The organism is Bacillus sp. PK6-026, from assembly GCF_054161455.1.
The window spans coordinates 901,605-923,677 of record NZ_CP096418.1 but is presented as its reverse complement, the minus strand read 5'-3'; the positions used below and the strand labels follow the sequence as shown (position 1 = coordinate 923,677).

The window sequence follows — 22,073 nt, the reverse complement described above, 5'->3', positions numbered from 1 at the left end:
AATCAAACACGATAGCCTAATGGTTTTCCCATTTTACGACATTTTTCGCATTGAATCATATTTTTCCAAATTAAACCCCTGCTCTTCACCAAAAGCCAAAGAAGCCGCAGGGAAAACCTCGTAAGGACCGCTTGTCAAACCGGAGGTCAAAGCCCGCCGCCGCAATCAAATCCTTCCCCTTAATATGCCCTTTGTCATCGGGTGAAAACCGGATTTGATTTCTCCGACTGTTCCATGATGGAAGACCGAACGCTGCAGACAGAGCTTTTTTCATGACTTCACGCCGTTATGCTGCAGTCGAAACCGTGACCCCGCTCCTCTTGCGGCTCCTCCCGACAACCCGGGAATCGGCGAATGACACAATGTAATGGTCATTGATCAGGCAAGCTTACACCAGTCTTCGCTTCAACGGACAGACGGCTCCCGCTCCGGCCTCGCCTTGCCTTCACGCCCTTCATGCGCCATCCGGGCTCCTTTTGATATGCGGCGCTGGCACCGGCAATCCGGAACCAATGACAATCGCTTTCACGCCAATCATTCTTTTCGAAAGAAATGCTTAATGAAGCAGCCCGCGGCCTCCGGAGAACAGATCCTTGTAATAAGGCTTATCATTTTGAAATAAATGCAACTTGCTGCCATAGTGCTCAATCCACTCTTTGACGACACGCTCTGTCAGCTCTTTTCCTCTGTACGGGTGGCCGGCCTTTGCAAATGTCGCCTCGAAATCCCCCCACAGCAGTTCAACCCATGTTCTGGCTTGTGCGTAACTCAGCATATGATTTTTTTCAAGAAGCGCATTTGTCAGCTTTTCAAAGTACTCTTCCACTTGGCTTTTCCCCCTTTCCCTAAGGAAAAAACTTTCTTTTTGAAAACGTCGTCCTTTTCATATACTAACCTTACGTCTTCCGAACCGAAGACGCAAACATTATGGACTTGATTGGAGGAGCCTAAAAGAGATGCGAAATAAATCAAGAGGCTTTCCGAACATGAACAACAATAAATTTGAAGGCGAGCCCCGGGCCAAAGATGATTTTGCTTCAAAGCGCCCTGACGGAAGCACAAATACTCATCCGCAAGAAAGAATGAGGGCTTCCGGCAAACGCTAAACTTTTCTGGGATGGAGTGATTTCTTTTGTGTGCAAATCGCAAACCGTATACAAACGATTTTAACCAGATGAAAACGCAAAACTATCCGCAGCCATGGGCAAACACAAAGCATGCACGCGCGCAGGTAAACGGAGAAACGCAGCAGACCCAGGACCTCATCATTCTCCAGCGCAACACGCGCATCCGGACAAGATAACATTTGCGAAAAGGGTTTAAGCTTTTGGCTTAGCCCTTTTCTTTTAATAAAGAAATCGGCAGAGCCTCTTCATGATCAGGTGACGAAAGACGGTATCCCCAGGCGAACACGCCGTTTATATAGCGGATATGGAAATCGTCGCCCCCATTTTCGATTTCGTATACGTTGCCGGCTTTAAAATCGGCCGGATCAAGAAGGTAAGCTTTCGCCATCGCGATTTTTCGTTCGTGGACGGCCAGTTCATTCACAATCCCCATTTGTTCCGCTTTTCTTGCCTTTTCGGTCAGACCCGCGATTTCCTGGTGCAGTTCGTGTGCAGTCATTTCACTGTATCTTTTCTCCATATTCTCATCCCTTTTCATCTAAAAATTGATCAATCATGTCGATTGAAAAGCCTTTTCTGAACAGATGCTGTTTGACCTTCATTTTCGTTTCGTATGATCCGTCATAACCGCACCTCTTCATCGCTTTTTCCCCTTGCTTCTCAAGCGCTTCCCTTTCAGCGCTGTCGTCGTTTTCGTAATCCGTTTCCTGAAGCGCGGCCGAGATGACATCGAAGGAGAACCCCTTTCTGACAAGGTGCTGTTCGATGGCCTGTTTCGTCTCTTTGGAGGACAGCTTTTTTTCTTTTTTCAGCACTTTTTCCGCATGCTTGACCGCGGCCTCGACCTGATCGGAAAACGAAAACGAACTGAGCGCTTCCTGAATCAGTTCATCATCGATCCCTTTCAATTTAAGCTCTCTGAATAGGACATCGGGGCCTTTGCCGCTCGTTTTTCTGTGGGTGCTGACATATGCAGCCGCAAATTCGCGGTCGTCCAAATATTTATAACCTTTAAGCATATGCAGGATTTCTGTGATCGCGGAATCTGCGACGTCTTTTTTCTTGAGATGGTCTTTGACTTCCTTTGTCGAGCGCATCCGGTATGACAAATAATCGAGCGCTTTTTTGAACCCTTTTTTAACGTCGTCTCCGTACTGAATCTCAATGATATCAAGCTCATCAAGCTCTTTGCCTTTTCGCAGGTCAAACTTGACGAGCACGTCCAGGTCGACGCTGAACGCATACTTTTCATCCAGAAAAATATTGACCCGTTCTTCATTGTTTTTCTGGGCAGAAATCTTTGTAATATATGGCATAAATAACTCCCTTCTTTTGTTTTCTTCTTTTACAATAAGGTTAATGATCATGAAAGGGAGGAATCATGATGAAGATTGCGATTTCCGGCGGGACGGGTTTTATCGGCAGGCATTTGACAAACGCCTTAACCGCCCGGGGACATCACGTCTATATTTTAACAAGAAAACCGGCTGAAACCGAACAAAAAAACACTTCTTACGTTCTCTGGCAAAAAAACGGCACCCGCCCTGAAACAGAGCTGACCGATATCGATGTTTGGATCAATTTAGCCGGAAAATCACTTTTCGGCCGTTGGAATGAAAAAACGAAGGCGGAAATCGCGGCAAGCCGCCTCCGCTCCGTGCAGGAGTCGGCCCGCATCATACAAAGTCTTCGGAAGAAGCCGAACACCTTCATTCAGGCGAGCGCAGTCGGCATTTACGGAACGAGTCTTGAACAGACATTCACAGAGGAATCTCCCGTCTCAGCTGAGGATTTTTTAAGCAGAACGACAGCTTCGTGGGAAAAAGCAGCCGAACCAATTGAAACGCTTGGCATCCGCACCGTCTGGATGCGTTTTGGCATGGTGCTTGGAAAAGACGGAGGGGCGCTCCCAAAAATGGTGTTCCCCTATCAATTGTTTGCAGGCGGACGCGTCGGCTCAGGGCAGCAATGGGTGCCGTGGATTCATATCGAAGACGTCGTCGGCATGATATTATCAGCGATTGAGCAGCCTCAGCTGTCCGGCCCTGTCAATGTCACGGCACCGAATCCCGTTCAGATGGAAACCTTCGGACAAACCGTCGCGAAAGTAGAAAAGCGCCCCCACTGGCTCCCGGTTCCCGAATTTGTAATAAAAGGCATCCTCGGAGAAATGAGCATGCTCGTGCTGAAAGGGCAGCGCGTCCTCCCGAAAAAAGCGCTTCAGAACGGCTATCATTTCATATATCCCGAACTGGAAGATGCCCTGCAACACCTTTTGACATAAAAGCTGTTTTCCCAACAAAAGCCTTGTAGCTTTTCCTTTCCCAGCTGCGTAAAATGTAAGTATCTTTTTAGCAGCATACAATACAGGGAAGGCAAATGGTGCGCCACCAGGTCTCTGGTTTTAGTGGGTTCGATTCCCACCCCGAATTTTTTAATGGATGTGCAAGATACGCGGACAACTGTTTCCGCAAATTAAAAAATTCCGAGGGTGGATTTATGCGTCCCGTTCTGCTGTAAAAGCCGCCCTCAAACTAAGGAGGGGCTGCCATGCTGAAGAAACGGGAACTGACCGACTGCTATGCACTTTTTGAACTGATGATCCATCCGGATGTCTTCCCTTTTGTCAGAAATAAAGCGGAGACGATTGAAGAGTATATGTTTCATGTCAAAAACATGATCGAAGAAGAAGAACAGGGAAAGCTGATATCGCGAACGATACTTGATGAATGGGAAAACCCTGTCGGCTGCATCAGCTTGTATGAAATCGAAGATCAAAAAGGCTTCCTTGGCACATGGCTCGGCAAACCTTATCATGGAAAAGGCTTGAATCAACGGGCGAAAGACGCGTTTTTTTGCGAGCTTTTTTATGAAAAGCAAATCGAAGCCGTTTTTATGAAAATCAGAAAAACAAATATGCGCTCCCTCAAAGCGGCGGAAAAGCTCCCCTATGCCGTCAAGACTGATCTTGACTGGGCCGGCAGCGATACATTTCACCTGTATGAAATTCCGAAAGATATGTACACGCTGTACAGCATGAGAACATTCGAAGAGGAAAACCGCCGGTTAAAAGAAGCTTAAAACTTGTATAAATGCCGTTGAAACGGACAGCCTGTGAATAACTGAGGTTTTGAGGAGGCTTGAAAAGATGGCTGACAAGAAAAAACGAGAGCATTTTAAATCCTCTCTGAACAAGACGCAGGAAGTCAGATATTCGCGCGAATTTAAAAGGGCTGAGCGCGCCGCAAGGGAAAAATCGTAATGCATAGCGGGAGCCTGATCAGCGAACAATAAAGCTTGACCGGCCGATTATTGATGAGGAGTGATCATATGGGCAGAAATGCAATCCACAAAAACCGTGACAAAAACAAGCAAAAGCTCCCTCAAGTTCCTGATCAGTATAAGAGAGAAGCTGACGGAGTATACGAGGAATATTCTGCGGAACTCGCCGATCAGGATGACCGCGAAGCACAAGCCCGCATGCAGGCGGCTGATAAGCGCGCGGAAAAGCGGCAGTCAAAATAATAATCGAGGCCCGGGATTCCCGGGCCTCATTCTTTAAGTTAATTCGGTCAGTAGCTGTGCTGCCGGGGTCCTGTGCTTCGCTTCAGGAATTTCCGCAGGATATCCGATCTGCAAGAGAGCTGCTACCCGCTCATCGCGCTTCAGCCCCATTAACCTGTGCAATGTTTCATGAGAAAGAACTTCCCCGCTCTTCCATACCATGCCGATGCCTTTTTCCCAAGCGAGAAGCTGAAGATTCTGGATCAAACAGCTGACGGCTGCAAAATCATCTCTTCTGACCCGTTCGTTTTCGTCTTCTTTCATAATAACGAAGAGAAAAGCCGGAACGCTGAGAATATGCTCTCTGAACTTATTGATTTGTTCTTCCTGCATATTCGGCTTGAGCTCTTTAAACGCCGCTTTTAAATTGTCGGCATGCTTCTTTTTCCCGCTTTCCGTCCCGATATAAATGAACCGCCACGGTTCTGTCAGCTTGTGGTTCGGCGCATAAACCGCATCTTCCAAGAGTTCCAGCACCACTTCTTTCGGCACCGGATCCTGTTTAAACTTTCGAATCGTTCTTCTATTTCTGACACAATCGCGAATACTTTGAATTTCCAGCGTGTCGTTCATGTGGCCGCCCCCTCAAATGAAAATGATTATCATTGTTGATTATAATGTTTACCGCTGGCGTTTGCAATGATCATCACTCGTTAAAAAAAGGCGGTATCTGTTTTACACCTCGAAGCTCTGCTTTTCAGCAAATACAGCGGTTCCTGTCATCCGCACTTTCATGATGCCGTTTTGTTCCGCAACTTCGATTTTCACTTTTCCGTCTTTTCCCATTTCCTGGCCCTGTTCGATTAGAAAATCAGTCCGGCCCTCTTCACAGAATTCCTTTCCGTACGTTTTCATATAAGCGCCCATCACTCCTGATGCTGTTCCTGTGACAGGATCTTCACTCGTTCCGGAATAAGGCGATGAAAAATGCCTGCCGTGAAGCTGGCAATCCCGATGAATCGTCTCCAGGCAAAACGGGTGGACTGATGCCCGCGGCATTTCGGTTAAAATGTTGGGGAATTCAGCTTGAACGGGCTTCATCCTGCGGATTGCGGCCAAATCTCTCACCGGCACAAGCAATGTCCATATCCCTGTGCTGCCGTAAACAACGGGCAATGCTTCATGAAAGTCCGCTTCGCTGATCCCCAGCGCTTCCGCCAGTTGGCTTCTGCTTCCTGTGAATGACTGAAAACTCGGTGGCGCCTGCTCCAACGTCACCAAAAACCGCTGATTGCCGTCAGAAGCGGTATACACGGAAAGAACACCCGCTTTTGTTTCGACCTTCAACTCCGCCCCGGCTTCGATCGCGCCTTTTTCCAGAAGCGCATAAAGTGAAGCAACAGTCGCATGTCCGCATAGATTCATTTCATGGCCCGGCGTAAAGTAGCGGATCCTTATGTCGGCCGACTCGCTCGGCAGCAGGAAAGACGTTTCGTTATAGCCTGCCTGTTCAGCGATCTTCTGCATTTCACGATCGGTCAATCCGTCTGCTTCAAGCACGATGCCCGCCGGGTTTCCCAGACCCGCCGTCTTTGAAAATGCATCATATCTTAATACTTCAATTTGCTTCATTTTGATCCCCCATTTGTCGAGTTCGATCCTTTCCTTCCAATCATTTGCAGTATACCGCCTTTCATTGCTTCTTACAATGGCAATCTAAAAAAGACCGTTTTAAAAAACGGCCTCACTTCGTTCTCCTTCCGATCAGCCTCGTCACAAGGATCATCGTCACCGGGAGAGATCGGTTTTTCCGGTAGGCTAAATATTTTCCCCGCCAAACCGGTTTATATTTTTCTTTAAAAGACCGCAGTCCGCTAAAACTGTACATGTAGCTGACATTGTTGAAAATCACAGCGGCTAATCGCTCCGTCCAGAATGACTGAAACGATGTCCCTACATTCGATAAAGGGGCCATTCCCATATTGAAGGCCGTGTAGCCCTGTTCTTTTCCCCATTGAAATAAATAGATGAACAGCGCATCCATGATTCCTTTCGGCGCTTTCTTCGAATAGCGCATCAGATCGATGGATATTTCCCCTTCGCGGTACATCGGCATGATATTCATAAACGCGACGATCTCGCCTTCTTCGCTTTTTAAAACGGCAATCGGCGCTTTCTGCAAATAATCTTCATGAAAAAACCCGAGCGAAAAACCTTTTTCTTTTTTTCGGCCGAGCCATTCATCAGATACCTGCCTCAACTCGTTGAGGAATTCTGCCGAAAACGGCGGCTGTTCGACATGAAATGTATACCCTTCCCGTTCAAAGCGGTTGTGAATCGCCCTTAACCCGGCCCGCTTTTTTCCGGTGATTGTAAAGGTGTCAAGGTCGACAATCGCCTCTTCTCCAAGCTTGAAAAAACGGTATCCGAAATCATGATAGAGCCCCATGTCTTCTCGTTCGATCTGATAGAAAATGACAAGATACCCTTTTTGGTCAGCCGTATGAAGAAATTCTTTGATCACGAGCGGAAACGAGCCTTCCAGGCCGGACGGGTCGCCGAGCACAACGAGACGCTGACCGACTTTGGCGAATTGAATCAGCGCATTCCCGTCGCTTGAATAAAAAAACCGCTTGTCACCTAAAAAACCTAAATGACTCAAAGCGTTTCCGCCTTTTTCTTTTAAGAATGCCTCCAGTTTCTCCGGGTCAGGAGCTTCACCGACCTCTTTCGTTTTCCTGTTAAACGTCCAGATGAAAACAACGAAATACAGCGGAACGAAAAATAATGCAAAAAACGTCGCGAAGTCGACATGACGTTCACTGTGAATGAAATAATCTTTTACGAGAATATGGCCGAGCGCCTCCCAAATGTTTGAAGCGATAATATTGTAATTCAGCAAAGTAAAGAGAAAGATAAAAGCTCCCCATGCGATTTGCCCGAATGTGTAGACAGCCCGCTCCCTTGTAAACTGCCCCCTCAGCAGGACAAACAGGACAAATACCACAGGAATCATGAAGACCGCGCTAATATTAAAACCTTTAAAAAGCGTGAACAGAAAGGCAAGAACCAAAGCGGTCAGCGTCATATAATAAGATCTCTTTGTCCTCCGATAAAGCTCCAGCGGCAGGATCAGCAAAATCAAGCCGAAACTGAGGGACAAGCCGTTAAAAAACACCAGCATGTACTTCGGAATATTCGGTATCAATGTAATCCTGTCAATCGGCAGCGCCACGGATGCGATCACAATCGCTCCGCTGCAAAACGCGATGACTGAAAGCGAACCGTTCAGCAGTCTGAATAACAGCGCTCTGTGTAAAATCAACAGAATATTGGTCGTTTCTATTGCCGGGGCAATAATCGGCTTTTCTTCGAGCTTCTTCATTGTATTCCCAGTCAAATCGGCTGCTGCAAAAATAAGGCCGAATACAAAAGGAATAAACGAATAGGCAAGCCTGTAAAGCACAATCGCCGTCAGAGTGATTTCCTGATCAACCCCAAGCTTGCTCATCCCCACTAAAAAAAGCAGGTCGAACGAACCGAATCCGCCGGGAACGAGACTGATCATTCCGGCTACAGATGCAATTGTAAAAACGCCGAGAACGGTTTTCGCATCTAAATCGACCCCCATCGTTACAAGGGAATAATACATAACCGCTGCAGCGGCAAACCACTCGATCACAGATGCACCCAAATACGAAAAGAAGACCGAAAGCCGCATGCCTTTTTCGGCTCCTGCGCTTCTCCTCTTTTTGATCATTAAAATGATGGCCGCACCGGGAGCGATTATCGCCGTACCGGTAACAGCCAGCAGCACCCACGCTTTTTCTGTAAACAGATCTCCGGCAGGCAGAATCCCGGCAAGGACGAGAAGGCAGAGGACAGACAGCCCGAGAAGAATCGAAGACGCAAGCCATGCGATCCCCCTGATCAGCTTCTTCACATCATCAACATGCTCTTTGTAAAGGATCGTTCTCAATCCTGCACCGGACAATCCGCCGAACCCGAGAACATTGTTAAGCGAGTTGGCGATCCAGGACACCTTGATCGTCTTCCATTTCGAAACCTTCATTCCGAGTGAGCGAACCAGAACAAAATCGTATAATGTCATCGCCAAAATGGCGGCAAGTCCGAGAAAAACAAGGATAAACAGGTCAACCCGATTAATTTGATCGATAATCAAAAATGTTGCTTTAAAAGACAGCCCGGCCAGTTCTTTTTTCGCTTGAAAAAAGACAAACAAAAGAACAGCCGCCGGAATTACAATCCTTAAAATCGCCAGCGCATTTTTTTTCATGAAAAACCACTTCTCTCTAATCACAGGATAAATCCATCACGTTTTGAGTGATAACTCATATATCTTACCTTAATTTACCGGCTAGAAAAAGCAAAAACCAACGATTCTGCTGTTATGTTAGTGTTAACCATCCCTCCTGAAAACAAACGGTAAACAAAAAACGCGCAGCGGCGCGTTTTTTCAGTTCCAACCCATTCTTTTTCGAAGCTCTGTAATATGGGCAATATGGTGGTGTGAGTGCCACACATAGAGAGCGAGCGCTTGATACAGCTTCATTTCCTCTCCTGTGTCAGGATAAACGTACGCTTTTTCAAAATCCGCTTCTGTTAAAGATTCAAAAAAAGCGGTCCAGCGCAGATGCAGCGTGTTCAAAAGCGCCAGCGACAAAGCCGGATCGAGCGTTCTGGCATCGGTAAGTCCGGCCCAATTCTGTTCGTCAAACGTGCGGATCAAAGGCGCCTCCTCAGTCAGTGCCAATTTGCTTCGAATATAGCCGTTCATATGGCTGTCGGCAAGATGGTGAACGACTTGCCGGACAGTCCAGCCTCCGGTCCGGTATGGCGTATCAAGCTGTTCTTCATTTAGCCCCGCCACCGCACTACTCAGGAGATGCGGCGCTTGCTTCAGATCCCCGATCCATTTTTTCCGTTCCCTTTCTTCCGCTTCAAGCGGTTTTGAAAAAGTGCCGATCGGATATTTCAACTGATCCATTGTCTGTTCCTCCCCTAGTCGCAATACACTGCATCATGCTTTCCAAAAAGGTATTCGATCTGTTCATACGTATTCCTTGCTTCCGATAATTCAGGCAGATTCTCCAATGGGAAAAATCCAAGGTTTTGCGTTTCCATCCCCGCTTCCGCCTTGCCTCCGACAATTTGACAGGCAATAAACAGCTTATAGATGTGGAAGGCGGAAGGAGGGTGGTTGTGGCGCTTTTTATCCATGACAGCCAAAAGTTTGTGCGCCTTGACTTTCAAACCTGTCTCTTCAAGCGTTTCTTTAACCGCAATTTCTTTCGGCGTAAAGCCGATGTCTGCCCATCCGCCTGGCAGCGCCCATTTACCGTCTGCTTTTTCCTGGACAAGGAGGAGCTTATGATCTTTAAAAATCACGGCTCTCACATCGACTTTAGGTGTTTGATAGCCTGATTCTCCGGCAAAAAGCTCTTTCACTTTTGAGAAATCGGTTTCCGCATAATCGGCGATAATTTCACAGCTCAACTCGCGAAGCCGCTCAAAACGTTCACGATCAAAGTCATCTTTTGTATAGGCAAGCCCCGCCTGGGCGATGGCTTGAATTTCCTTTGCCCAATCCAGCCATTTCAGATCCTTTTTCATTCGCTGATCCCCCGATCTGCAGGAGCTATAGACCGGTAGACACGGTCAAGCCATTGCGTTCGTTTTCCGTCGGAGCTGTCTTTCACACCGGCAAACAGCAGTCGCCTTACCCGCCGTACGCCGCAAAACTTCAACATCACATCTTTAACCGTCACCCAGTCGGCATCCCGCCGCCAAAACCGCAAATACCATGATGGGGCGTCAGCCGTGTAGTAAACCGAAGCCGTAGGCGCCTTCAGCAGGCCTTTTGGCAGCTTTCCTTGATATGTATAAGCTTCTCCGGCTGCAAAAACGCGGTCAATAAATCCTTTCATGATCGCCGGCATCCCGCCCCACCAAAGCGGATAAATGAAAATCAGATGGTCGGCGTTTTTGACAATTCTTCGATATTCGGCGGTTTCCGGGTCGCGCTTCATATCAGAACGCCTTTTCTTTTCATCAAATAATAGAACGGGATCAAACCGGTCTCTATACAAATCAATGACGTCATAAGAATGCTTACCGTCCTCAAGCGCCTTTATGACTTGATTTAAAATGGCTCCGTTGAAACTGTTTGGATTTGGGTGTGCATATATAACGGCAGTCTGCATATCGCTTCCTCCTTTTCGTCCTTTGATGGAATTATATTGTTTATTTTGCAGAATTTAAAGAAAATGAACTTGGAGCAAATATGATGAAAAACCCTTTCCTTTTGAAAAAACGGAAAGGGTTTTTCTGTTTAGTTTGCCTTTTTCAGATCTTCATTCAGCTCTTTCATAATCGTTCCGCCGCCATGCTTCTCCCATTTTACGACTGCCTTGTCAAAGCTTTTTTCATTGATTTCCCCGAGAATAAATTTGAATGTGGCGTCATCGATGATTTTCTTCAATTCTGTTCCCCTGTCCATCTGTGCGGCGGAATACAGCGGTTCGGCCGGATTCTGGACTGCGATTGCCCGGTTGTCCTCCTCAAGCTTTTCATTTTTGGCGCGCAGTGGATCTTCAGCGCTTTTTAAAGCTTGTTTATTGATGCCGATCAGCTGGTTTAACGTCTGAATTTCCGCTTCCCACAGATGGTAGTATTCCTGTTTTCGAAAATAGCCGCTGTCGCCTTTCTTTTCATAGTGTACGCCTTCTATTCCATACAGCATTAAATTGTTGAGGTCTTCTTCAGCGATTCTGTCAAAAAATGCGAGAATTTTTTTGACCTCTTCTTCAGTCTTGACGCTTGATTTCGAAATGGCGAACATCCCGCCATGACCGCCGAGCGCCCATGTGCGCTCCTTGCCGTCGGGGCCTTTGATCCGGTTTGCGATCTCAAGCTGAAATTCGGGATTCAAAGCGAGTCCCTGATCACGTAAGTTCATGGCATCGCTCATTGCGCCGATGTAGATTCCCGCTTTTCCCTGAATCACTAAATCCTGCTGCTGCGTTTTGCTTGTCACCGCGAAGTCCCGGTTCATCAGGCCTTCTTCATAAAACTTTTTCATATATGCCATTGTGTCTTTATAGGCCTCATGCTTAAAATAAGGAAACAGATTTCCGTCTTTGTCGGTCCCCCATTCATTCGGTGCGCCAAAGTACGAAGCCAAGGTTTTAAACGCTCCGAAGGTGAGATCATTGCGGTCGGCAAGACCGATCGTATCGTCTTTTCCGTTTTGATCGGGGTCCTGTTCTGTGAACGCTTTTGCTATTTTATAAAGGTCATCAACGGTTTCCGGCATTTCCAAGCCGAGATTGTCGAGCCAATCTTTCCGAATCACGACTCCCTGTCTGGCCATCGGCCTTTCTCTATAAATCCCGTAAACTTTGCCATCAACCGAGATATTTTTTAAAATGGTTTTATCAAGCGTTCTTAAATTCGGATAGTCTTTTAAATACGGACCGATTTCCCAGAACATTCCCGACCGCAGCGCGCTGACAACCGCTGAATCTTCAAGATCAGGCAATGTCATCACTTTAGGCATGCTTCCGCCAGCAAGCGTTGTATTGATCCGCTCTTCTTTTGTTGAATCCGGAACCCAAATGAGCTTCAGCTTTGTATTCGTTTTGTCTTCAATGATATCAAGCGCCTTCTCCTTCGGAGGCTGCGGCGTGTGGAGCGGTACGAGCCAATCGATTTCAAGCGCCCCGCCCTCTTCTGTTGACGCCTTTTGCTGCGTGCAGCCCGCTGAAAAAACCAAGATCAAGATCAGGCAACATAACTTTTTCATATGATCCCTCCCGCTTGATAAGAAAACGTTTTCAAGGAGGAATGCCCGACATGCTCCATCCTAAATATTTCATAGCCGAGCATTCTTTTTCGATTCAATATATGCAGAGAAAAGGATTTACCGAGATGAACGCGCCGCATGTTCATGAAGGCTATGAACTGTATTATCTGCTCAGCGGAGAACGCACGTATTTTATTAACCAAAGCGTCTATACCGCGGAAAAAGGCTCGATGATCATCATCAACCCCCACGACCTCCACCGAACGTCAAGCACGGAAGTTCAAGAGTTCGAACGCATCCTGATTAATTTCTCGCACAATTTCATTGAACCATTGCTTGAGTGCAGCCATTATCGGCTGCTTCCGTTTCCGGAACATCAAAATTTCATCGCATTTTCCCTCCGTGAACAGGCGGCAGTCGAACACCTGCTGATGGAGATGAAGAAGGAGTGCAAGCTGAAAAAAGAAGGACACGAAGATGTCGTGAGGGCGCTATTGTTTCAGCTGCTTTTTACCATTTACCGGAGCCTTGCGGGCGGCGGACGCAATCAAACACGGCCGCTTCACCCGATGGATGAAAAAATCTCGGAAATCGCTTCATATATCAATGGCAGCTTTCAAGAAACGATGACATTAAACGGGCTGGCCGGACAATTTTATATCAGCCCATCATATTTAAGCAGAGTGTTTAAAAAAGTGACCGGCTTTCATCTTCAGGAGTATATCCGGCATATCAGAATCCGCGAAGCGAAAAAACGGCTTCGTGATACAGACGAGAAAATATTGGACATCGCCGCGGATACCGGTTTTAAGCATATCAGCCACTTTAATAAAGTATTTAAAGAAATCGTCGGCATCCCGCCGCTTCAATACAGGAAAAAAAGCAGAGACATTTAATATGCGGTATAACGGAACCAGTCAAAATCAGCGACGGCCTTTCTGCCGCTTCCGCCATTATTGGCGAATACCCCCACCATCGTTCCTGTATGTCCTTTTGCGTCACGCGACCCCTCATCGCTTAAGAAACGGGCGTCATAAGTACCGCCTGCGTGATGCCAATGCTTCCCTTCATAACTGTAGTAAAAATCCCTCTTTTGCTTATTGATGACGGCTTTTAAATACAGCGGGCCGGCTTCGGTATGTTTTTCCCCAAGCGTTTTTTGGAAGCCGGAGCGATTTTCCATGACCTTGATCTTTAATCCTTCTTCATAGGTCAGACAGCATTTCAAATAATTATGCGTGCTGTAGTAGCAGACGATCCCCGCTTGCTCGCCGGACGCCGCAGGTGAAAAGTCGAGTTTCACGCCGGCGCTGTATTGGTGGTGCTTTTCCCTTCTGACGACCGTATTTTTTGCGCGGATGTCGTGTAAATCCCAATCACCTGTCCATAGCCTGAGATATCCCGGTCTTTCGGTCAAAGACCAGCCTGAATGGTCGGGATTTCTGACAAACTGCCAGTCAAGACCGAGCGTATCATCGTCAAAATCGTCGAAAGTCTTTTCATCCCATTTGACCGGAGGAAGGTTGGGAGCGCGCTGGATCAGACTCGGGCCGTTCAAGCCGTTGATGACAAACCAGCCGTCATCCTTCCATTCGACGGGATCCAAAGCGGTCTCTCTGCCAACCGTTGTATAGTTTCCCTCATTGGGCCGCCCGCATAGATACACCGCCCACCATTCTCCATTCTGGGTTTCAACGAGCTTGCCGTGCCCCGCTCTTTGAATCGGAGCATCCGGGTCTGTCTGCGTTAATATCGGGTTATACGGGCAGGGCTCATAAGGACCGTACAAATGCGTCGAGCGGGCTGTCGTGATCGAGTGGGAATATCCGGTGCCTCCTTCCGCCAATATCGCGTAGTAATACCCGTCTTTTTTCAGCACATGCGGCCCTTCAGGCGCCCTTCTCCCGGTCCCTTCCCAAATCTGAACCGGCTCGCCGGAAACTTCTGTACACTCGTCATTTAAAGGAAAGAGCGTGCAAGCAGGACTGAGCAGCATATAGTGTTTCCCGTCGTCATCAACAAAGTGAGACGGATCGATGCCGCTTCCTTCATCAATGAAAACGGGCTTTGAATAAGGGCCTTCAGGACGGCTGGACTTGATCATGATCTGTCTGCGGATCAGCTCTCGTCCATTGATGACGGTCGGTCCGTTCAGCCTGTGTGTCGCGAAAATGTAGAAGGTTCCGTCATGATACGAGATATCGGGCGCCCAAATGCCGTGTGAATCATTGATATCAGACAGATCCAATCCGTCATTCTCCGTAATTCCGTGGCCGATGATCTTCCAATGGACTAAATCTTTAGAGTGGGAAATAACGATTGCCGGGAAATACTGAAACGTTGAGTTCACCATGTAAAAATCTTCCCCGACTCTGATAATTGAAGGATCTGGGTGAAAACCGGTCAACACCGGGTTCGTATATGTGTGTTCACCATTCATGACATTCCCCTCCTGCCGGTTCGACCCTGAACCAATCGATATCGCACCAGCCGTCCTGTCCGTCTGCTCCTCCGGTATCCGTGCAATATACACCTGCCTTGGCACCCGTCCATCGCCCGGGAACAGCCTGAAACGAATCCCCAATCTGTGTGAAATGACGCTGATCCATGCTGTAGCTGAAACGGCACACCGCCTGTTCATCAACAGTCACGCGCAAATAGACCGTTTCCGCCTGTACACCGTGCTCTTCTGTTTTGACATCTTCCTGCTCACCTTCCATACGGCCTTTGTATACAGAAAGCCGATAGCCGTTTTCCGATTTCGAAAAGCCGAGATAGGCGTATTCCCTTCCCATTACAGCCAAGCCGGCCAGCATAGTGTCCGAGAAGGCGTTTAGCGACAATTTGACCGTTGCTGTAAAGCTTGGGCCCGAAAATTTCTGCATCAGAAGGTTCGGCAGACGGCTCAGTTTGAACGGATGCGGGATGCCGCGGCTGTACAAGCGAAGCCGGCCGGGACTGGCGCTGAGAGAGTACCAGTCTTGCTTCGGATTCGCTTCCCATTGCCAATGAAGCGCAAGGCGATCTGAAGAAAAATCATCATTGGCATGGTCAAAGGGCTGTTTCACTTCTTTGGCGTTTGTCTTCGGCTTTTCCCATTGCAAAACAGGTTCGCCGATCCCGTCGCCGTCTATGTCTTCGCCCATCAACGGCCAGCCGTCGATCCAGCGGACAGGTTGAAGGTGCACTACTCTGCCGAATGCTCCGCGATCTTGAAAGTGGATAAACCATGATTCTTCGGAATCAAGCTCAATCCAGCCTCCCTGGTGCGGACCGTTAATCGCTGTATTTCCTTGGTGGAGGACAACCTTATCTTCATAGGGACCGTAAATCTGCTTGCTCCGCAAAACCGTCTGCCAGCCTGTCTTCACCCCTCCAGCCGGGGCAAAGATATAATAATAGCCGTCTTTTTTATACAGTTTCGGCCCTTCAATGGTAGGGTGGTTCAGCGTACCGTCAAAGACGATCTCGCCATCGTCTTCCAATGCCGTTCCGTCTTTTTTCATTCGGCAGAGATTCAGCTTGCTCTTGATTCCGATTCTGCTGTTGGCATAGGCGTGGATCAAATAGGCATTTCCGTCGTCATCCCAAAATGGACAAGGATCAATCCAGCCCTTTGTCTTTTTGACGTGTATGAGAGGCTCCCATCCTTTAAACGGATCTGATGTTTTGCTCATAAAGATTCCCTCATCAGGCGTAGCGAAATACACCAGGAATTCCCCGTTATGGTACCGAATGCTCGGCGCCCATGCTCCTTTGCCGTGAGCAGGGGCCTCGTATTCGCCGAAGGGGAGCTCGTCAAACACATGGCTGATCAAAGACCAATTCACCAAATCTGTCGAGTGCAAAACGGGAATTCCGGGAAAACAGGAAAAACTCGAGGCCGCCATAAAAAAGTCGCTGCCTTTCCGAAGGACATCGGGATCTGAGTAGTCCATGAAAAGAACGGGATTGCAAAACCGCCCGCCGTCAACATTCGGATTCCAGACAGGCGGATGTTTCGCCTTGCCAGTCAGGCTTTTTGCCATCAACCTTCACCCCTGTTTCATTTCCAATTTTTCAAATTCATGTTAGCACAGCTGCCGCCCCTGAATCTTTGTTATTAATGTCTGTTTATTCTCATTCTTTGCTATTGTTGTCCTTTGATTGAATGGCATAAAAAAAAGGCGAAACTAAAGTTTCGCCTTTTCAAGCAGTCAACCTGATATCAATGCCTGAAGCCGGGTCTTTAACAAACCATGCGTTTTCTTGATGCTCAACGGCATAACCTGAGCTTTTCAGTTTTTTCACGATGCAGTCCAATTCCGCCTGATTCGGGAGAAGAACCGTGTAATATGCCATGCCTGCCGCATTAAGTGGAGCAAATGGCGCATGTTGTCCGGCCCAGATGTTTAAGCCGATATGGTGATGGTAGCCTCCGGCAGAGACGAAAAGCGCTGACATGTGTTGATAATCTCCTGTAATATCAAATCCCAGCACAGAGTGGTAAAATTCTTTCGCCAGCTTTAAATCCTTGACGTGAAAATGGACGTGTCCGATTTTTGTTTCAGGGGGAAGACCTTTCCATTCGTGACCATCGGCTTCTTCAAGAAGACCTTGGACATCAACCGGCTCCGTACCCATCACGTAGTTCCCCTGTTCATCACGCTTCCAGCCCTCACGCGGGCGGTCCCGGTAGATTTCAATTCCGTTTTGATCAGGATCTGACAAGTAAAGCGCCTCGCTGACAAGGTGATCTCCCTGGCCGAGTTCAATGCCGGAGCGGAGCAAATGCTTCACAGCCATGCCGAGCTGCTTGCGATTTGGAAGCAAAATGGCAAAATGATAAAGGCCTGCTGCCGATCTTTCAGGCAGCACAACAGCATTTGGAATTTCCTCAATAATCAGAAGCGGATTTTTCCCGTCAACTGTGAACTCCGCCGTTTTTCCGTAACGTTTTAATACTTGAAAACCGATCACATCCCTGTAAAAAGAAACCGATCTTTCAAGACGGCTCACCTTCAGCTTCACATATCCGAGCTCAGTGCCCGGGTGGATTTGCTGCGTCATCTGTTTTTCCTTCTTTCCTTGGTTTCTCCTGCCCTTTGGAACGGAATAAACCATCAAGAGACAGCATGCGGCTTCCGCTCAAGCCCAAGTATATAGAAATTGCAAGAAGCGCTACATCAAATTCATAGCCTGCGCCTCCATCCGTTCCCATGAATCCGGCGGATAGCTTAACAGTGAAAATGGCCCCCAGCATGACAATCGCAAATAAAAGGCCAATCACACGCGTACCGAGCCCGAGAATCATTAAAGCCCCTCCGGCCAATTCGATAATCGCTACGATATAGGCGAGAAAGCCCGGAATTCCGACACTGCTGAAAAATCCTACAGTATTTTCAATCCCGCCTTGAAATTTTGAAAGACCGTGAAGCAAAAATGTAAGACCGGTAACCAAACGTAAAATAAATGCACCTAATTCGTATTTGTTGTTCATTATTTTCTCCTCTAGTTTATTTTTTATTTAAAAGACCAATGACGTACACCAACTTTATCCATCTATCAACATATCATCCGCATAAGAAGTCTGCAGTGTCCTCCTTTTTTCGTTCGTTACTTACTTTGTGTAAGTTAGTATATATAAATAAGAAACTTACGTCAAGACATTTTATGAGCTTTGCTCATTCATTGATATACCGTTATAATAGACCTAGAGAGGTGAGAAATATGAGCCTATCATCTTTATGTCCGAAATTCGAAAAAGGAATGAAAATGATAAGTCAGCGCTGGAATGGATTCATCATTCACCAGCTTCTTAACGGCCCGCAGCGGTTTTGCCATATAGAATCTTCCCTTCCCATCAGCGGAAGGCTGTTATCCGAAAGATTAAAAGAACTCGAACACGAAGGCATCATCCACCGGCACGTGTATCCAGAAACTCCGGTACGGATCGAATACTCCCTGACTGAAAAAGGACAGGCGCTCGAATCGGTCCTTAAAGGAATGGAAAAATGGTCGCAGGAATGGATCGATCCGGACGGCGCCAATGAACGGGAAAATCATTAAAAAAGGCGTGCATCTCAGGTGCATCGCCTTTTTGTTTTGCCGTTTTATTCCGCATATTTTTCAGATCCCCGCCTTTTTCATGCTTGCCTGAACATCAATTTTTAATCCTCATATATTAAATAGGGAAAGATTACTTCCTGAGAGGAGAAAGAAATGCGGAGATGCTTGAAAATATTAGTTCTGATTAAAACGTTTTGGAAGACCATGCCCAAACATGAAGTAAAGTATAAAATGATGAAATCTCTGGAGGAGTTTGCCGAAGTCATGTACTGGCATACAGACGGCTATCTTCCGGATATTTTGGACAAAATCCAATTTCGCCCTGATTTCATTTTCCACTACGACATTGCCTACGGCTTCTCATTATCCCCAAACATAAGGGGGCTCAAGGATACAAACATCCCCACCGGCGCGTTTGTGATCGATTCTCATTTTAATCAACAGATCAGAAGCAGCTATTTCGAAGAAAACCAAATTGATTTAATTTTTTCAGTGACAAAAGAGCATTTTTTAAATGAATATCCCCAGTATGAAGAAAAATTCAGATGGGTTCCATGGGCAGTTGATCCAGAAATATTCAAGGACTGGAAGTTGAAAAAAACGATAGACTATTTGCTCATGGGACTCGTGCATGAAGGAAACAAAAGATACCCCCCAAAAGGAAAATACCTTTTTAGGGAAGCTGTACTGCAGACCATGAAGCATGAAGAAGGGTTTGTTCACCACCCCCATCCCGGCAATGTCATAACTGATGAAGAAGAAATCAAGCAGGCTTTTTTGAATGAAAAGTATGCCCAGGAACTGAACAGGGCCAAGATATTTTTCACGTGCGGAAGCACCCTTCGCTACCCGTTGTTGAAATTTTTTGAAGCTCCTGCCTGCAGAACGTTGTTGCTGGCGGAACCAAATCAAGATATTTACGATCTTGGTTTTAAAGACGGCACCCATTTCATTGCTTGTGAAGTTGAAGACTTTTATGATAAAGCAAAATACTATCTTCAAAACGAAAAAGAAAGGCAGCGTATCACAGACAACGGCTACCGTCTCGTTCATTCGCGGCATACCTATCATGCGCGCGCACAAGAAATAGCAGACGCGATAATAGATTTTTTGGAGCAGCGGAAACGGTGATGAATGGATCCATTTTTCTTATCCGGCGGGATTGTTCCCGCACGCATTTTCTTTTCGGACATATATTTCTATTACTGATGATTTAAAAGATTTCGAGGTGAAAAACATGGGAACGGAAATGCCCGCTGAGTTTTATGATCAATTTATTGACCGACATCTGATTCCGCTTGAAAAAAGTCCTTGGAAAAAGGTGTATGAAGAAGCTGCACGTCTATTGCCGGAATCCAAAGATGAAACGATTGTTGATATTGGCTGCGGCACAGGGAGATTCGCAAAGCTTTTATATGACAAAGGTTACAGAAAATATTTAGGCATCGATTTTTCCAAAGGAATGCTTGAAGAAGCCAAAAGGTATAATCCCTCGTTTACTTTCATCGAAGGGAATGTATATGACGAGGCGATCGTCCGGATGCTGCAAAAATACAATGTTTTTGTTTTGCTGGAAGTGTTAGAGCATATCGAGAAAGACAAGGCGTTTTTATCAAGTCTTCCTCAAGGGAGCGATATGGTGATTTCTGTGCCTAACTATGATTCTCGCGCCCATGTCCGCCACTTCAAACATATTGACGAAGTCATCGAAAGATACGACGGCATATTGGATTTTCAGGGCAGCGAAAAAGTCGTCATTAAAACATCTGAACAGCTGAAGAATGAAATTTACGTGCTGAACTGCAAAAAAAGATAATAAACGGGAATTGGCATGCAGCGAGCTAATGCGGATAACCTGTGAAGCGTTAGCTTGTCTCTGCATCAAAAGAGCATCCCCCAATCGTACATGCAAGTCTCAGCAACTTGCATTTGTCGTTTCAGGAGATGCTATTTTCCCCGGCACAATTATGATTGATCCAGCAGCTTCTCAACCCTTTCACGGACTTGCGGAACCGAAAGACCGATGATAATTTGCAAGGCTTTCCCGTTTCTGACGACACCGTGAACGCCAAAGGACTTAAACGTACTGTCCGGCTCCACTTTCGATTCATCATACACGCTGACTCTCAGTCTTGTCGCACAATTCGTCACTTCAGCTATGTTTTCTTTTCCGCCGAGCGCTTTGATGCAAAGAACCGCCTGATCGGTTTCATCCATTTCCTGCGCAGCAGAAACCTCTTTTTCGGACTCTTTTTTCGCCTTGTATTCTTTTTTCGAATAAAATTTGGTCTCCTGCTGCTGGTCTTTTTCACGCCCCGGTGTGGCGATATCCAATTTTACAATCAAGAACCTGAATACGAAGAAGTAAATGGCGGTGAAAGACAAGCCGATCAAAATTTGAAAAATATAAGTGCTGCCATGCTGATGAAACAGAGGGATCCAGTTGAGCGTTAAAATCTCGATTAAACCGCCGCCCATATTTCCAACAACCCCTGCAGCATACATCAAGGTTGCCATCGTCGCGGCCAAGAGACTGTGTACGAAAAACAGCAGCGGCGAAATGAACAAAAACGTAAATTCGATCGGCTCCGTGATCCCCGCAATCACCGCTGTCAGCGTGATCGGAATCAGCAGACCGGCAACGATTTTCTTCTTTTCTTTTCTGGCTGTTACATAGATCGCGAGCGCGATCCCCAGAATTCCGAAGATTTTAGAGTTTCCGTGGAGCGCGAATCCGCCTTGAGGAAAGAGCTCTTTCAACGGCTCAGAGCTTGCCGAGAACTCGCTGAGATGCTGCGCCCAATAGGTGACAATTCCGCCTTCAACTACGGCCGGGCCGAAAACAAATGGCGTGTAGATGAAGTGATGCAGGCCTGTAGGGATCAAAATTCTTTCCAAAAATGTGTAAACCCATACACCGAATGCTCCTGAGGCGACAAGGAAGCTTTGCAGCGACGCAATGCCGCCCTGCACCATCGGCCAAATCCACGCGGTCGCAAGCGCTACCGGAAGCATGATCGCAAATGAAATGATAACGACAAATGAAGAGCCTTGAAATATTCCTAAAAAATCGGGCAGCTTCTTATCAAAGTAGCGATTGTGGATATAAACGACAATCGATGAAATCAGAATCGCCCCGATAATGTTCGTATCAAGGGTTTTGATGCCGGCGATTTCCGCAAGTCCGCTTGTTCCTCCGGCTTCCTGTGTCATATCAACACCGAAAAAATCGCCCCATACTGTCAAAATGGCGCTGACAAAATAATTGAAGGTCAGATAGGTAGTAAGCGCTTCCAAACATGCCCTCGCCTGCGCTTTTTTCGCCAGTGCGATCGGAATTCCGACCGCAAACAGCAGCGGCATTTGCCTGAAGACAGTCCAGCCGCCTTCTTCAAGGATATACCAGAATTGATACCAAAAGGTGTCCTGACGGGCAAGCGCTCCCATCAGCTGCTCATTTTTAAATAATGTGCTGAGGCCCACGACGATCCCGGCAAAGGCAAATAGCAAAACCGGCACAAACATGGCGCTTCCGAATCGCTGTACTTTTTGCATCAATGCGAATCCCC

25 protein-coding genes are annotated in these 22,073 nt (G+C 47.0%); 10 read left to right on the top strand and 15 right to left on the bottom strand.

Features of this window, described 5'->3' with window-relative positions; all coding sequences use genetic code 11:
• Positions 1-556 precede the first annotated feature (556 nt).
• A complete protein-coding gene (locus M1D59_RS04595) occupies positions 557-826 on the bottom strand; it encodes a YfhJ family protein (RefSeq protein WP_026580622.1) in 270 nt (89 codons plus the stop codon).
• 130 nt (positions 827-956) lie between these two features.
• On the opposite strand from M1D59_RS04595, the gene M1D59_RS04590 reads away from it, so the two are divergent.
• Positions 957-1,106: a small, acid-soluble spore protein K gene (locus tag M1D59_RS04590; protein WP_003179924.1), complete on the top strand. Its 150-nt coding sequence runs from the start codon at positions 957-959 to the stop codon at positions 1,104-1,106.
• Between the two features lie 26 nt (positions 1,107-1,132).
• Positions 1,133-1,303, top strand: coding sequence for a YpzG family protein (locus M1D59_RS04585; protein WP_003179922.1), 171 nt, complete (start codon positions 1,133-1,135; stop codon positions 1,301-1,303).
• A gap of 29 nt (positions 1,304-1,332) precedes the next feature.
• Here M1D59_RS04585 and M1D59_RS04580 read toward each other — a convergent pair whose 3' ends face one another.
• On the bottom strand, positions 1,333-1,647 hold the full coding sequence (locus tag M1D59_RS04580) for a YfhH family protein (RefSeq protein WP_224146587.1): 315 nt from the start codon (positions 1,645-1,647) through the stop codon (positions 1,333-1,335).
• Positions 1,648-1,651: 4 nt separating this feature from the next.
• Complete coding sequence (gene recX, locus M1D59_RS04575; protein WP_020450621.1) at positions 1,652-2,443, bottom strand: recombination regulator RecX; 792 nt, start codon at positions 2,441-2,443, stop codon at positions 1,652-1,654.
• Between the two features lie 68 nt (positions 2,444-2,511).
• On the opposite strand from recX, the gene M1D59_RS04570 reads away from it, so the two are divergent.
• The 4 genes from M1D59_RS04570 (at position 2,512) to M1D59_RS04555 (ending at position 4,652) form a co-directional block, all read left to right on the top strand.
• Complete coding sequence (locus M1D59_RS04570) at positions 2,512-3,411, top strand: TIGR01777 family oxidoreductase (protein WP_023856001.1); 900 nt, start codon at positions 2,512-2,514, stop codon at positions 3,409-3,411.
• A gap of 266 nt (positions 3,412-3,677) precedes the next feature.
• Positions 3,678-4,208, top strand: a complete 531-nt coding sequence (locus M1D59_RS04565) for a GNAT family N-acetyltransferase (RefSeq protein WP_020450619.1) — start codon at positions 3,678-3,680, stop codon at positions 4,206-4,208.
• Positions 4,209-4,275: 67 nt separating this feature from the next.
• A complete protein-coding gene (locus M1D59_RS04560; RefSeq protein ID WP_023856002.1) occupies positions 4,276-4,389 on the top strand; it encodes a YfhE family protein in 114 nt (37 codons plus the stop codon).
• 68 nt (positions 4,390-4,457) lie between these two features.
• Positions 4,458-4,652 (top strand): YfhD family protein, encoded by a 195-nt coding sequence (locus tag M1D59_RS04555; protein WP_020450618.1) that lies wholly within the window; start codon positions 4,458-4,460, stop codon positions 4,650-4,652.
• Positions 4,653-4,685: 33 nt separating this feature from the next.
• Here M1D59_RS04555 and M1D59_RS04550 read toward each other — a convergent pair whose 3' ends face one another.
• The 7 genes from M1D59_RS04550 to M1D59_RS04520 all read right to left on the bottom strand — a co-directional run bounded on the left by M1D59_RS04550 (position 4,686) and on the right by M1D59_RS04520 (position 12,456).
• The gene (locus M1D59_RS04550; protein ID WP_020450617.1) at positions 4,686-5,264 is read right to left on the bottom strand and encodes a nitroreductase family protein; all 579 of its coding nucleotides are present in this window, start codon (positions 5,262-5,264) and stop codon (positions 4,686-4,688) included.
• A gap of 102 nt (positions 5,265-5,366) precedes the next feature.
• Positions 5,367-6,263, bottom strand: a complete 897-nt coding sequence (locus M1D59_RS04545; protein ID WP_020450616.1) for a PhzF family phenazine biosynthesis isomerase — start codon at positions 6,261-6,263, stop codon at positions 5,367-5,369.
• Positions 6,264-6,375: 112 nt separating this feature from the next.
• The gene (gene mprF, locus M1D59_RS04540; protein ID WP_025810187.1) at positions 6,376-8,928 is read right to left on the bottom strand and encodes a bifunctional lysylphosphatidylglycerol flippase/synthetase MprF; all 2,553 of its coding nucleotides are present in this window, start codon (positions 8,926-8,928) and stop codon (positions 6,376-6,378) included.
• Positions 8,929-9,108: 180 nt separating this feature from the next.
• Positions 9,109-9,639 (bottom strand): YfiT family bacillithiol transferase, encoded by a 531-nt coding sequence (locus M1D59_RS04535; protein ID WP_458117835.1) that lies wholly within the window; start codon positions 9,637-9,639, stop codon positions 9,109-9,111.
• A gap of 14 nt (positions 9,640-9,653) precedes the next feature.
• On the bottom strand, positions 9,654-10,265 hold the full coding sequence (locus tag M1D59_RS04530) for an NUDIX hydrolase (RefSeq protein ID WP_048350617.1): 612 nt from the start codon (positions 10,263-10,265) through the stop codon (positions 9,654-9,656).
• On the bottom strand, positions 10,262-10,855 hold the full coding sequence (locus M1D59_RS04525) for an NAD(P)H-dependent oxidoreductase (protein ID WP_079289355.1): 594 nt from the start codon (positions 10,853-10,855) through the stop codon (positions 10,262-10,264). Before M1D59_RS04525 ends, M1D59_RS04530 begins: the two co-directional genes overlap by 4 nt.
• Before the next feature lie 128 nt (positions 10,856-10,983).
• Complete coding sequence (locus tag M1D59_RS04520; protein ID WP_458117834.1) at positions 10,984-12,456, bottom strand: extracellular solute-binding protein; 1,473 nt, start codon at positions 12,454-12,456, stop codon at positions 10,984-10,986.
• A 50-nt stretch (positions 12,457-12,506) separates the two neighbouring features.
• Here M1D59_RS04520 and M1D59_RS04515 point away from each other — a divergent pair, with 50 nt between their 5' ends.
• Positions 12,507-13,352: a helix-turn-helix transcriptional regulator gene (locus M1D59_RS04515; RefSeq protein ID WP_020450610.1), complete on the top strand. Its 846-nt coding sequence runs from the start codon at positions 12,507-12,509 to the stop codon at positions 13,350-13,352.
• Here M1D59_RS04515 and M1D59_RS04510 read toward each other — a convergent pair.
• From M1D59_RS04510 to M1D59_RS04495, 4 genes are all read right to left on the bottom strand, one after another.
• Positions 13,349-14,896, bottom strand: coding sequence for a glycoside hydrolase family 43 protein (locus M1D59_RS04510; RefSeq protein WP_458117833.1), 1,548 nt, complete (start codon positions 14,894-14,896; stop codon positions 13,349-13,351). The two genes, M1D59_RS04515 and M1D59_RS04510, sit on opposite strands and share 4 nt — an antisense overlap.
• On the bottom strand, positions 14,886-16,484 hold the full coding sequence (locus tag M1D59_RS04505; protein ID WP_458117832.1) for a glycoside hydrolase family 43 protein: 1,599 nt from the start codon (positions 16,482-16,484) through the stop codon (positions 14,886-14,888). Before M1D59_RS04505 ends, M1D59_RS04510 begins: the two co-directional genes overlap by 11 nt.
• A 160-nt stretch (positions 16,485-16,644) precedes the next feature.
• A complete protein-coding gene (locus M1D59_RS04500; RefSeq protein WP_458117831.1) occupies positions 16,645-17,505 on the bottom strand; it encodes a VOC family protein in 861 nt (286 codons plus the stop codon).
• A complete protein-coding gene (locus M1D59_RS04495; protein ID WP_458117830.1) occupies positions 17,477-17,935 on the bottom strand; it encodes a DoxX family protein in 459 nt (152 codons plus the stop codon). The genes M1D59_RS04500 and M1D59_RS04495 overlap by 29 nt, the downstream gene beginning before the upstream one ends.
• 230 nt (positions 17,936-18,165) lie before the next feature.
• Between M1D59_RS04495 and M1D59_RS04490 the strand changes: the two genes are divergently transcribed.
• The 3 genes from M1D59_RS04490 (at position 18,166) to M1D59_RS04480 (ending at position 20,320) form a co-directional block, all read left to right on the top strand.
• Positions 18,166-18,504, top strand: a complete 339-nt coding sequence (locus M1D59_RS04490; RefSeq protein WP_020450605.1) for a winged helix-turn-helix transcriptional regulator — start codon at positions 18,166-18,168, stop codon at positions 18,502-18,504.
• 153 nt (positions 18,505-18,657) lie between these two features.
• Complete coding sequence (locus M1D59_RS04485) at positions 18,658-19,635, top strand: glycosyltransferase family protein (protein ID WP_023855896.1); 978 nt, start codon at positions 18,658-18,660, stop codon at positions 19,633-19,635.
• Between the two features lie 106 nt (positions 19,636-19,741).
• Positions 19,742-20,320 carry a class I SAM-dependent methyltransferase gene (locus M1D59_RS04480; protein WP_026580631.1) on the top strand — a complete coding sequence of 193 codons (579 nt, stop codon included), beginning with the start codon at positions 19,742-19,744 and terminating at the stop codon, positions 20,318-20,320.
• Positions 20,321-20,469: 149 nt separating this feature from the next.
• Here M1D59_RS04480 and M1D59_RS04475 read toward each other — a convergent pair whose 3' ends face one another.
• Positions 20,470-22,062: an alpha-glucoside-specific PTS transporter subunit IIBC gene (locus M1D59_RS04475; protein ID WP_026580632.1), complete on the bottom strand. Its 1,593-nt coding sequence runs from the start codon at positions 22,060-22,062 to the stop codon at positions 20,470-20,472.
• Between the last annotated feature and the right edge of the window lie 11 nt (positions 22,063-22,073).

Excerpts from the sequence above, each read along its gene's own strand:
- M1D59_RS04515 (WP_020450610.1), top strand. The coding sequence starts at position 12,507 with ATGCTCCATCCTAAATATTTCATAGCCGAGCATTCTTTTTCGATTCAA.
- recX (WP_020450621.1), bottom strand. The coding sequence starts at position 2,443 with ATGCCATATATTACAAAGATTTCTGCCCAGAAAAACAATGAAGAACGG.
- M1D59_RS04535 (WP_458117835.1), bottom strand. The coding sequence starts at position 9,639 with ATGGATCAGTTGAAATATCCGATCGGCACTTTTTCAAAACCGCTTGAA.
- M1D59_RS04485 (WP_023855896.1), top strand. The coding sequence starts at position 18,658 with ATGCGGAGATGCTTGAAAATATTAGTTCTGATTAAAACGTTTTGGAAG.
- M1D59_RS04495 (WP_458117830.1), bottom strand. The coding sequence starts at position 17,935 with ATGAACAACAAATACGAATTAGGTGCATTTATTTTACGTTTGGTTACC.
- M1D59_RS04480 (WP_026580631.1), top strand. The coding sequence starts at position 19,742 with ATGGGAACGGAAATGCCCGCTGAGTTTTATGATCAATTTATTGACCGA.
- M1D59_RS04505 (WP_458117832.1), bottom strand. The coding sequence starts at position 16,484 with ATGGCAAAAAGCCTGACTGGCAAGGCGAAACATCCGCCTGTCTGGAAT.
- M1D59_RS04565 (WP_020450619.1), top strand. The coding sequence starts at position 3,678 with ATGCTGAAGAAACGGGAACTGACCGACTGCTATGCACTTTTTGAACTG.
- M1D59_RS04525 (WP_079289355.1), bottom strand. The coding sequence starts at position 10,855 with ATGCAGACTGCCGTTATATATGCACACCCAAATCCAAACAGTTTCAAC.
- M1D59_RS04560 (WP_023856002.1), top strand. The coding sequence starts at position 4,276 with ATGGCTGACAAGAAAAAACGAGAGCATTTTAAATCCTCTCTGAACAAG.
- M1D59_RS04580 (WP_224146587.1), bottom strand. The coding sequence starts at position 1,647 with ATGGAGAAAAGATACAGTGAAATGACTGCACACGAACTGCACCAGGAA.
- M1D59_RS04530 (WP_048350617.1), bottom strand. The coding sequence starts at position 10,265 with ATGAAAAAGGATCTGAAATGGCTGGATTGGGCAAAGGAAATTCAAGCC.
- mprF (WP_025810187.1), bottom strand. The coding sequence starts at position 8,928 with ATGAAAAAAAATGCGCTGGCGATTTTAAGGATTGTAATTCCGGCGGCT.
- M1D59_RS04550 (WP_020450617.1), bottom strand. The coding sequence starts at position 5,264 with ATGAACGACACGCTGGAAATTCAAAGTATTCGCGATTGTGTCAGAAAT.
- M1D59_RS04510 (WP_458117833.1), bottom strand. The coding sequence starts at position 14,896 with ATGAATGGTGAACACACATATACGAACCCGGTGTTGACCGGTTTTCAC.
- M1D59_RS04590 (WP_003179924.1), top strand. The coding sequence starts at position 957 with ATGCGAAATAAATCAAGAGGCTTTCCGAACATGAACAACAATAAATTT.
- M1D59_RS04555 (WP_020450618.1), top strand. The coding sequence starts at position 4,458 with ATGGGCAGAAATGCAATCCACAAAAACCGTGACAAAAACAAGCAAAAG.
- M1D59_RS04545 (WP_020450616.1), bottom strand. The coding sequence starts at position 6,263 with ATGAAGCAAATTGAAGTATTAAGATATGATGCATTTTCAAAGACGGCG.
- M1D59_RS04490 (WP_020450605.1), top strand. The coding sequence starts at position 18,166 with ATGAGCCTATCATCTTTATGTCCGAAATTCGAAAAAGGAATGAAAATG.
- M1D59_RS04500 (WP_458117831.1), bottom strand. The coding sequence starts at position 17,505 with ATGACGCAGCAAATCCACCCGGGCACTGAGCTCGGATATGTGAAGCTG.
- M1D59_RS04520 (WP_458117834.1), bottom strand. The coding sequence starts at position 12,456 with ATGAAAAAGTTATGTTGCCTGATCTTGATCTTGGTTTTTTCAGCGGGC.
- M1D59_RS04570 (WP_023856001.1), top strand. The coding sequence starts at position 2,512 with ATGAAGATTGCGATTTCCGGCGGGACGGGTTTTATCGGCAGGCATTTG.